Raw genomic sequence first — 11,188 nt, 5'->3', positions numbered from 1 at the left:
GTCAACGTCCTTGCTGGCTTTATTTCCTACCAAGCATCCTGCTCGCCCTTCCAAAGGCTTCATACCCGGAAGAGCTGCGTATTATACAACTACAGCCAATATGGTCAAGAAGTTATTATAACTGTTAAACAGTGCGACTGATGTATCAACACTTTTCCGGGCGCGCGGCTAAAAGCGTTGACGTATCAATTATGGCGTATAGCGAGCACTTAACACATCACATGCAGTGCTGAATTGTTGATGAAACCAATCACCTGAAAAATGGACTTCATAGAAAAAAATGCATTCGCCTGAATAATACGGGTCATGACTGTAAAAGCTTTCTCGAATATTTGTGGCCCGCCATAACTCCATTTCCATGTGCGCGCTCAACATCCAACTTGGCAAGACGAGCAGTTTTCTAGCCTTCCCAGCGTTGCCCTTCCGTTTTGTTTTTTTCCGGTTCGCCCATCTTTAAGGTCTATAAGGAAATAGACTATGTAACGATTTAATTGAGAGTGCTTTTCAATAGCCGTCTGAAATGATTCGGTAAATTGACATATTTTTTAGAATCGAAACAATCATGGAACTTTGCTTGCCAGCCGGTTTCAGTACAGTTTGCATTACGAAAAAATGAACCTCCATAAAAACGAGGTTCCCGCAATGTATGCCGACAACACAATTCTTCAAAAGCAAAGTGTTAGCTATCATTGATGATGCACGTATTTTTAAAAAATCAGCAACATTCATTTCAAATTCACAACCAAGAGGTACGGCAGGCTAAAATGGACTAAATAAGAGAAACCGTAATTGCTTTCATCAAAGCTAAACTTACCTCGTTCATCCGCCAATTGCTCCGATCACCATAGCCTACTTGGTTTGACTTCTTTTAAAATCTCATTTAACCACTATCATCCATTTACCCTTATAAAAATTAACATCCCAATAACCGAAGCATATAATAACCGCACCTAATTTATTGATGATGCTGTATCTATGACGCTTGCTATTGAAATCGACAACGGTGTTTTAAAACCGGTTCAGCGCGCCATACCCGTGCCGTCAGTCAACCAGGTATTAATTAAAGTCGCCGCCGCCGGTATCAACCGACCCGACGTAATGCAGCGCAAAGGCCTGTATCCGCCCCCGCCCGGCGCATCGGACATTCCGGGACTCGAAGTTGCGGGAACCATTCAGTCATTGGGCGGCAACATTGGCCATCTAAATGTCGGCGATCGAGTCTGCGCACTGGTGGCCGGCGGCGGTTATGCCGAATATTGTCTAGCCTCGGCGGCGTTATGCCTGCCTGTCCCGGAAAATCTGTCTTTTACTCAGGCAGCCGCATTACCGGAAACTTTTTTTACCGTCTGGAGCAATGTCTTCGACCGCGCCCATTTGCAGCCCGGCGAAACGCTGCTGGTGCACGGCGGCTCCAGCGGCATCGGCACGACGGCGATACAACTGGTCAAGGCATTTAACGCCAAGGTCATAGTCACCGCAGGCTCAGAAGCTAAATGCGAGTTCTGCCTGCAACTCGGCGCAGATGCCGCGATCAACTATAAGGAACAAAATTTTGTTGACGAGATCAAGCGGCTTACCAACGGCAAAGGCGTCGACGTTATCTTGGACATGATCGGCGGCGACTATTTCCCGCACAATCTAAAATGCATGAGCGATGATGCCCGACTGGTGCAAATCGCGATTCAAAGCGGCCCGAAAGCCGAAATAAACCTGTTGCCGGTCATGCTTAAACGGCTGACTATCACCGGCTCCACCTTAAGAGCCAGAGACGACGCCTTTAAAACCGGAATCACAGGCAAACTGCTCGAAAAAATCTGGCCTTTATTGGAATCAGGTAAAATCAAACCGGTTATACATTCAACTTTTGCGCTCACCGATGCCGCCTTAGCCCATCAACTCATGGAAAGCAGCCAACATATCGGCAAAATCATCTTAACGGTATAAAACTATGACCTACACCACCCTCATTTCCGCAGCCACACTCCACCAGCAGCTTAACAATGCCAACTGGATTATCGTCGATTGCCGGTTTTCATTAGCGGATACCGAAGCGGGCGCCAAAGCCTACCGGCACGGACATATCCCGAACGCCCGCTACGCCCATCTGGACAAGGACTTGTCTTCAGCTATCACCGATTTTACCGGACGCCACCCTTTGCCGAACTTCGCCTTATTGGCAAAAAAACTGGGCGACTGGGGCATAAGCAACAACAGTCAGGTTGTGGCTTATGACGACGCGGGCGGCGCTTTTGCAGGCCGTTTATGGTGGCTGTTGCGTTGCATGGGCCATGACAAGGTTGCGGTATTGGACGGCGGCATCAAGCACTGGCAAAAACAGGGTCTGGCTGTCACCACAACCTTGCCCGCCGTTAAACCCGCCACATTCAGGCCGTACATGAACGATGGCGCATGGCTTAATGCGCTACAAGTGCAAAACAGCATGGCAAAAAAATCCATTTGCCTGATCGACGCCAGAACGCCCGAACGCTACCGCGGCGAACAAGAACCCATCGACCCGGTTGCAGGCCATATTCCCGGCGCGTTAAACCGAGCCTTTCAATTGAATCTCGACAGTAACGGCCTGTTTTTATCGGCAGAAAGATTACGCGAGCAATTTAAACGGCTTATCGGCGCTAGCGCCCCCGAACAAGTCGTTCATTATTGCGGCTCCGGCGTCACCGCCTGCCATAACTTACTGGCGATGGAACACGCCGGATTAACCGGTTCCAAGCTTTATGCCGGATCGTGGAGCGAGTGGATCAGGAATAAAAACCGGGCGGTTGCGAAAGGCTGATCGTTGATAGCGACGAAATTCCCACAATAACATTGCCAACCAAATCGCTGCCATCAGCATTTTGGTTGGCAATGATTGTTCCCGGTTTAAGCACCGGAAAAGCCTCTGAAATTTGCAAAGTTTTGCATGCCGGAAACTAACATACTGTGTTATGTTATTGGCCGATCGTACTATTCATGGAAAAATAATTTCCTTAACAGGATTATTGCTCCCTGTGTGTCCCATAAGGACACAATCGGCTAAACTCAGAATAAATGGGGGAATGATGAAAGTTACACAAAAACAAATCAACAATGATTCCAATCGCCGCTCAACCACCGAAGCCACTCAAAGTAGATGGCAGAACCAATTGGCCCAGATGGCCAATAACAGTACAGAAGCGGTAGCTCAGCGAGCTTTTATTGCCGGCATCAACAACAGTCCCCGCATGCTGGCGCAACGCCAACGCATTGAAAGCTATATTGATCCCGATCGACAACAAACGACAGCGCAGCGAGTGGAACAGAACGCCAACAACACCGGCCTGCCGGACCACCTTAAGTCCGGCATCGAGTCCTTGTCCGGCATGTCCATGGACAACGTCAAGGTCCATTACAACTCAGCCCAGCCCGCACAACTCAATGCCTTGGCTTATGCCCAGGGAACAGACATTCATATCGCACCGGGGCAGGAACGGCATTTGCCGCATGAGGCCTGGCATGTCGTGCAGCAAGCGCAGGGACGTGTGCTGCCGACGATGCAGATGAAGAATGGCGTCCCGGTCAACGACGATAAGGGGCTGGAGCAGGAGGCCGACGTCATGGGGATCAAAGCGGCCAACGCCGGACATTCGGAAGGCTTCGCCGATGCCAAGGCAGGGCTCTCGCATGAGACGGTACATGCGCTGGCATCATCGTCATCCATCGTGCAACGCGTAAACAAGAACGTCACCGCTCTGGCGGCGCGTCGGCTCAACAAAGCGCGGGACGCAATCAACTACACCAAGGCAACCATTCCGCGTGCCGGCAATCAGACGACCGCACTGACGGCCGGAAACATTAATCCCTACTTTCGCCTGAAAGTCATGCGCAACGAACAGCCGCCGGCAAGGTACGGCCATGTTTATCCCGCCCCGCCCTACTGGGACTTCACCAGCGATGCGGCCAGAACCTTGGCCAGAAACAATCCCGCCGACTACGTCAAGGCGAAAGCCCGTCTCGCCCACGGAGGCAATTGCGGCGAACACGCCGACGTTGCGTATAGCTATCTGCGGGTCAATGCCGTAGGCGAAAAAATCGCCAAATGTTCCATAGATGGGCTTGATCATGCGTTCGTCCTGATCGGCGATCTCCGTACCTGGATCGGCGATTCAGACAGCGAGATAGCCGTGGCAGATCCTTGGCCCACACAGGCGAAAGCGACGCTATGGGAAGATCATTTTGCATATACGTCTTGGCACATGGATATTAACCAGAACAGGTCAATGGTGGCGGATGGACAGGACGTGGAGCCGCTAATCAGCGCCGGTCTTCAGCTCACCCCGGAAGGCCAACAGGTTATCGCGGAAACTTTGTCTCCGGTGGACACCGCCCATTTCGTCGGCAACGTAGGTCATCTCTGGACGCACCCGCGCGCTTCCGCGGCCGGCAAAGAGTACGATCACCTGGATCCTGCCGGTGCGGCTGCCGGCAATTGAAATAATGATGGCAATAAAAGGTAAGCCGCAATGCTAGGCTGGAAGCGAGCAACCGAACCCGTGAAAATGATCGAAGGTCCGTCGATCCAACCATCGGAGCCCCTGCTGGAGTGGTTAAACAGCAATGCACGCTCCGCTTCCGGGCAGCAAAGGCTCTTTCGGCTCCCCGTGGTGATTAGCTTCGAGGATGAATTTCGCCTTGAACTCGGAAATGCCTTCATTGGGGTTTCCGAAGAACGGCTGGCGGAGGACGCAATCGGGCTCTCTCTCGATACGGCGGCGATGGGAATATCCCTTTGGTCCCTGCTGAACGAGCGTTGCCCGAAAGCGTCGATTTCCTGCGCCGTCTGGCTCGACGGATATTGGGGCTCATCGATTGAGCTTGACCAGCCTCAAACGCGCAAAGTCGGGGAGAAGTGGCCCTTCGCCGTCGTGCGCCTTCATGGGCTGATCGATGCGCGCACCCAACGCTCGAAGACTGTTCAGGCGCTTCTCCTTGAGGCGGATCACTGAAAACGGCGCCATACGAAGTGAACATGTCCAGCGTTTTATTTAACCGGGATGAGAAAAGCCTCTCGATCCATCTTTCATCCCAGCTGTGGGGCAGTTTTCCGGTACTCGGCTTTCCGGTTAAGAATCTCCCCACCGAAATATGACAAGTTGAACTCAGACTGCAAGGGTGAACGATGAAAGCCGCACCAAAACAAGCCAACCCCGATTCAAGCCACTCAACAACCGAAGCCACTCAAGACAGCTGGCAGAAACAATTAGCGCAAACCGAGAACAACAGCAAGGAAGCAACGGCGCAACGCTCTTTTTTGGCCGGTATCTCTGACAGCCCGCGTATGACGGCGCAGCGTCAGCGTATTGAAAGCTACATGGGTACAAATCAGCAAACAGCTGTTCCCAGTCCTCAAACAAATCAACAGCAAAGCATTCAGCGTTTAAAAAAACGTGATGCGACAGGAGACAAAGCAATACAGATGATGGATGGGGCGGACACACGGCCAGCCCCTGTTACAAAAATGACGGAATCCTTTTTACAAAAGAAATGCAGCCGATGCGAAGCCGAGGAAAACATACAAAAAAAGCCCTTTCCTGAATTGATCCAGGCAAAAGACGTTAAGGACGCGGTACCGAATCCAATCAATTTTGAAGCCCACGAAAACAGCAGCCATTCACATTCCACCGCTATTCAATTCAAGCTGAAAATAGGTGAACCGAATGACATCTATGAGCAAGAAGCCGATTCAGTAGCCGACAAGGTTGTTAAGCTTCACGAAAGCGACGTACAGTCTTCTGTCCCCGCCATTATCCAAACAAAATGCGCCGCTTGCGAGGCCGAAGACAAAGAAGCCATCCAACGCAAAGAATTGCCTTCCGATCCTTCGAAAATATCCGAAGGAATCAGGCAAAACACCCTGACTCAAAACCCTTTATCATCTTCAGAACCCATATCAACAATTACACCGGCTCCCAAAGCAAGCCTGTTGCGGTTGCCGAATGCTAATGACGAAGAGTTGCAACTTAAAGAAGAAAAAGAGGAGGAATTAAGCGAAATCAGCATGAAATCCTTCGGCGGCGATGCACCGCAAGCCCCCGAAGGCATTGAAAGCAGTCTCAGTCAATCTAAAGGGGCCGGAAGTTATCTCCCCAAAAACATACGTGCTTTTATGGAACAATCCATCGGAGCCGATTTTAGCGCGGTAAAAATCCATAACGACAGTAACGCCGTGCAAATGAGCAAAAATCTCAATGCACAGGCATTCACTCATGGCAACGATATTTATTTTAACAGCGGCAAATACAATCCTGCTTCGTCCGAAGGCAAACACCTGTTGGCGCATGAACTCACTCACGTCGTTCAACAAAACCAAGGGGTGCAGAAAAAAGTTATCCAGCGGGCGCCTGTTGACGAACCCAAGAAGAACTCCGTAATCGATTACGACAAAGCCAAATCGGACAACCTCAAATCCTGGTATGAGCAATATAAATTTTACAATCTGTTCAAGGAAATAGACGTATATCCCGGCAGTACGCCAATTGCTTACGCCAATCACGTCTACGAACTGCAAATAAAGCTGGAAGGGGCTTTTCCGGGCAAATGGACAGCGAAAGAAGCCGGTATATTGGAACCGGTCATCACCGCCGATAGCGTTTTATACAAATTACTCGACACAGCCATTCATTATCACAGCGACCCCGCGGCCCATAATGGCTTTAACACTAAACTTTTGGAACGCCTTTATCAGTACTTTAATGAATTTGAAAGTTCCCCGCCCCCGCTCATATCGGAATATTTCGCCGGTGTTCGCCAATTGGAAATGGTCAACCGGAACAAGCGCTTTTATATTCAATTTGATGACCGCGGCGATTATGTAAGACAGTTGCAGGCGGCATTGTTGGCGCTGAACTACGACATTGGCGCCGACCTGAAACAAGACAAGAAAACACAGGCAAAAGAGCCCAGCGGGGTATTTGGTAAAGGCACCAAACAGGCGGTCATAGAGTTCCAGAAAGATTCCGGCTTTGAAGGAAAAGATGTGGACGGCATTGTCGGGCAAATGACGTTGCGCCTGCTGGATAAACGCATCGGCGCGCCTGCGTTTAAATCGCCTTCGGTTTCGGCGGGTACCGCATTTGCATTCCATGTCCCCCTGTCGGCTTCGGATTTACTGGTAGCTAAAGACGCCCTCAAAGCGGACTTATTAAAGCGTACCCTCAAAGTAGCGTTCCCGGTCACCGAAGACCAGATAGACGTATTGGCGCGCTCCGGTTGGCACTGGACAATATACAAAGAACCGACGCAGGCCGATGTCGACGTAGGGTATATGCAAGTCACCATTAGAAAGTCTTCCTATCAAAGCGTGATGGGCAAGATAGACGAAACCGCAGGCAACAAACCGGGCGAGCCTGTACAGGAAAAGCTCGAAAAGCAAACCCTCGACCTGCTAAAAACAGGAAACCTATACTCGCTCAACCAGGAAATTAAGAGCCTGGAGTCTGTGATCGCCTCAGAAAGAAAAGGCGACCCGGACATGCACGGACGGGATATAAACTGGGATGAAGTCAGAAAAGATGAAGCCCGCCTGGAAGCGTTGAAAGAACAGCGGCAGGAGGAATTAAACCGCCTGGGTATAACGCTGGACGATTATGAAAAGTTACAGACTGACTTTATCGGCAATTTCGAAAAATTCGCCGTGCTTATTGCATTCCGCATGTTGTCAGACAACGAGATGCAGGCCAATATTGAAGCCCAGCATTATGCCAAAGCGGAAGAAGTGGCCGCCATCAAAGCCGTGCTCGGCGATTTATCAAATAAATATAACGACTCGAAAAAGTTATGGTGGGAAGCCGTAAGCCTGGAAGATACGGCGGGGAAAGATAAGAGTTATTACAGTAGCGGCGCTGATTACAGCTCAAAAAATCAATCTTCACATGGCGATATCGATGTCGATACCTCCGACCCCACCCGCTACTACAATGATGAAAATGCAGCGGCCATGTATAAGGCTCAGGAACAAAAGCCTTCGCCCTATTTTGCACCGTGGCAGGAAAAAGAGAAAACAGTCGTCGCCTCCCTTCAGGACTCGGTTAAAAAATTCCCGATCCTTGCGCACCCCAAGCTTGAACTGCGCAGGAACGCCGGTAAAGACGCCGCAATGACCGACGATGCGGTACAAAAATTACTGCTCGCCATTATCAACGGAACAGACGACGAAAAAGGCATCAAACAAAACATTGAAGACACCCGTAAAGCGTTGGCGGAACATCGCGAAAAGATCTGGGAGCTTCCTGTGGTCATTCTCAAGGCCCAATATGCATTAGGTGTCATAGAGGGCGTCCCCGCCACCCTGATCAAAGCCAAGCAAGAGGCCGTGGCAAACAAAGCTTTCTGGGAAAGCGTCGGCCTTGCCGTGCTCGGCATTAGCCTTGGCTTGCTCGCTCTTGCGTCCGGCCCCGCCGGCTGGCTCGCACTCGCCGCCAGCATAGGCGTTGGCGCCTACGATGCCGCGCGCACCTACAGCGACATTACTTTCAAAAAAACAACGGCCAATACCGCCCTGGACCCGGTTTTGGCTTTGGGTACGGACGATCCGTCTTATTTCTGGTTTTGGGTCAGCCTGGTCAGCATAGGCCTGGATGTCGTCCAGGCTGCCAAATTGCTCAAATCCATCGCCAAAGGCATCGATTTGGCTGAAGGCGTCACCAAGGGCCTCAGCGAGGCAAAAGCCGCCAAGGAGCTGGAGCTGTTGAAAGCCGGCGGCAGCTCGACCAGCAAAGGCAAAGCAATACTCAAGGAGATAGAAGAAATAGACCAAGCGCTATCAAAAATAAGTTCCACTGAATTTGCCGAAAATATCAAACTGCTTGAACCGCTCAAATCCAATCCGATGGCCGTCGTGGTCATGGGCGAAGCGCTTAAGGACAAAAAAATCGTCAAGGCCGTTACGGCCCTAGGCAAGCTGGTCGAAAAAGAGATGTTCGAAAGCAGCCTCAAATTTTATGCGGGCGTGGGAAGAAACTCACTCGATGAGTTGCCGGAGCTGATGCGCTTGATAAAAGAAGGCGGTTTAGGTGCTAACAAGCGCTTGATGACCGAATTACTGTCGGACCCGCGCACTCAACGAGTGCTGCTCGACACGCAGGATCCTGCGTTTGTGCTCGGCCAATTCGAAGCATGGAACAAAGCCATCGGAGCGGGAAAATCGCAAAGTTTCGTCAACTTCCTGGAAGCCGAAAATCAAATCACCAAATTAGCCACCGATACCAAACTGGTGGATATGTTTGGCGAGTCGTTCGCCACGTTATCCAATGTGGTGAAGAACACTTATATCATGCGTACCGTAGAGCCCCGCCTGCTCCACGCATTCCACACCGGCGGCCTTTCGCCCGAACTGAAAAAGGCGCTGGAGGTATTGCTTAATTCCGACGTGCTGGCTCAATCAACCCGGCTGTCTTCGGCGCAGCAAAGAATGCTGCGCGAAATCAGGGTATTGGGCAGCGTGATCGAAACCCAAAGCGACTTCTCGAAAGTGGTGAGTCTGCTCGACAACCCCGCATCCCGGCGCGCTTTATGGGAAGGTGCATCCCAGCTGGCCGGAAAAGACAAATACGTCGAACTGATCCTTAAAGCAAACGCCGGAAAGCAACCGGCTGCGGATGTTCTCGATGACCTGATCCGCATCGGGCCGATGACCGATGAAGGAACTATCCAATCGCTACTCGCCCCGGCCGGACAAAAGCTTCGTCAAGCGCTTGCGGCAAGCCCTGAGACTGTAGCGGTACTTAAAAAATGCGCGTCGCCTTGCCTGCCGACCTTTGTCACCGCCGAACAAGTTAATCAGGTTGCCCTGATTATGTCGGGCAAGTCGAAAGACGATGCTCTACGCATCCGTGAATTCCTCTATGCCAATCGCGGTTCGGAAGACGGTTTTAAGTCGGCTCTTGGCAGCTTGGAGACCAATTTTGCCGACGCCCTCAAAGACATAAAACTACCGGTGCTTAAAAAACCGGTCGGCTTTACAGCTTCTGACGAAGCCTTGCGCGCCATCCTGAATCTTGGTTTGCCGGTATCGGAACTCAATAAAATCATGACCAAAGCGGCCGCTGTCAAAGGGGGATCGGAAATCATTACCGACCTGCTGCGGGTGCTTCAGTTTGAAAGAAATGTTTCCCTTACCCATTTCGATAAACTCATTAAAGGCCTCGCGGAAGGTAGCGACATCGAATTCAGAGCGGCCCGCCATCTATTGGATGAAGCGGAACGATTTGCCAACGCCTCCACCACAGGGCTAAAGAAATTCAAATACAGCGGCCTGGAAAAAGCCGATATATTGCTGGGCCGCTTCAGCTTAAGCGAACTGAACACGCTGATGAATGCCCGCTGGTCGGAAAGTTTTGTCAATAGCCTTTACGAAGTAGCCGATAAAATGCCGACGCTTAAATTTGACGAAATCAAAGCCCTGGTCACCCAGGCAGGCGGCGGTAAAGCGCCAGGCGACTTGGGCCGATTGCGGGAAATTTTATCAACCGTCAAAGCGCCTTCTACTTCTTACGACGAAGCCGTTAAAATCATTCAAGCCGCCGATTCCTTTGCCGCCGACGTAGCCAAGGCGATGAAAGATCCCGCGACCGGTTACGATGCGATGGTGAAACTGATTTGGGGAGAAACGGTCGCCGTGGAAGGCGGCACGATTAAAGTCACGGAAGCATTAGGCAAGAGCGGCTCGGATGCATACCAAACCGTATTCCAGTTGGGCAAGGGAGAATCCTTGGCAAAAAACATGGTATCGGGAGGCGCACTCAGCAAAGACAAGTGGAAAGTATTCAGGAAAGTGATTGATGATTCCAATATAGCGACTTCGATTAAAAACAACATCATCGGGGAAATGTGGACCCGGGTAAACGCCGAAGCATACCGGGAGCTTGGCTATAAAGTTTACCGCGAAGTCGGCATCAGCAACGGCACGACTCTCGCCAAAGCCGACATCATCCTGGAAAAAGGCAACGAAATTATTGTATTGGAATGCAAGAGCGGCGGCGCCACTTACTCTAAAGGCCAAGACATTATTTACCCCTTATTGCAGGACGGCAAATTCAAAAGCGTGATGCTCAGCGGCGATGAAGCGCTGGCAAAAAAATTCGCCGACCCTGCGTCAAAGATCAAATTTATAACGGCCAGGGAATCGGAAATTATTAAATGATAAAATCAAATC

General features: G+C 50.8%; 5 protein-coding genes. All 5 read left to right on the top strand.

Features of this window, described 5'->3' with window-relative positions:
• The first annotated feature begins 975 nt into the window (after window positions 1–975).
• The 5 genes from V3O24_RS04170 (at window position 976) to V3O24_RS04150 (ending at window position 11,176) form a co-directional block, all read left to right on the top strand.
• The gene (locus V3O24_RS04170; RefSeq protein ID WP_331306321.1) at window positions 976–1,944 is read left to right on the top strand and encodes an NAD(P)H-quinone oxidoreductase; all 969 of its coding nucleotides are present in this window, start codon (window positions 976–978) and stop codon (window positions 1,942–1,944) included.
• Window positions 1,945–1,948: 4 nt separating this feature from the next.
• Entirely contained in the window at window positions 1,949–2,794 is an 846-nt protein-coding gene (locus V3O24_RS04165) for a sulfurtransferase (protein ID WP_104425081.1), read from the top strand.
• Window positions 2,795–3,056: 262 nt separating this feature from the next.
• A complete protein-coding gene (locus tag V3O24_RS04160) occupies window positions 3,057–4,469 on the top strand; it encodes a DUF4157 domain-containing protein (RefSeq protein WP_219820902.1) in 1,413 nt (470 codons plus the stop codon).
• Between the two features lie 60 nt (window positions 4,470–4,529).
• Window positions 4,530–4,982 carry a hypothetical protein gene (locus V3O24_RS04155; protein ID WP_331306320.1) on the top strand — a complete coding sequence of 151 codons (453 nt, stop codon included), beginning with the start codon at window positions 4,530–4,532 and terminating at the stop codon, window positions 4,980–4,982.
• A 173-nt stretch (window positions 4,983–5,155) separates the two neighbouring features.
• Window positions 5,156–11,176, top strand: coding sequence for a DUF4157 domain-containing protein (locus V3O24_RS04150; RefSeq protein ID WP_331306319.1), 6,021 nt, complete (start codon window positions 5,156–5,158; stop codon window positions 11,174–11,176).
• Window positions 11,177–11,188 lie beyond the last annotated feature (12 nt).

Source organism: Methylobacter sp. Wu8, from assembly GCF_036440755.1.
In the GTDB taxonomy this organism is placed as follows: domain Bacteria; phylum Pseudomonadota; class Gammaproteobacteria; order Methylococcales; family Methylomonadaceae; genus Methylobacter_A; species Methylobacter_A tundripaludum_A.
This window is presented reverse-complemented; position numbering and strand designations above follow the sequence as displayed.

Bases quoted from the DNA above. Each gene is read 5' to 3' on its own strand.
- V3O24_RS04165 (WP_104425081.1), top strand. From the start codon at position 1,949: ATGACCTACACCACCCTCATTTCCGCAGCCACACTCCACCAGCAGCTT.
- V3O24_RS04160 (WP_219820902.1), top strand. From the start codon at position 3,057: ATGATGAAAGTTACACAAAAACAAATCAACAATGATTCCAATCGCCGC.
- V3O24_RS04150 (WP_331306319.1), top strand. From the start codon at position 5,156: ATGAAAGCCGCACCAAAACAAGCCAACCCCGATTCAAGCCACTCAACA.
- V3O24_RS04170 (WP_331306321.1), top strand. From the start codon at position 976: ATGACGCTTGCTATTGAAATCGACAACGGTGTTTTAAAACCGGTTCAG.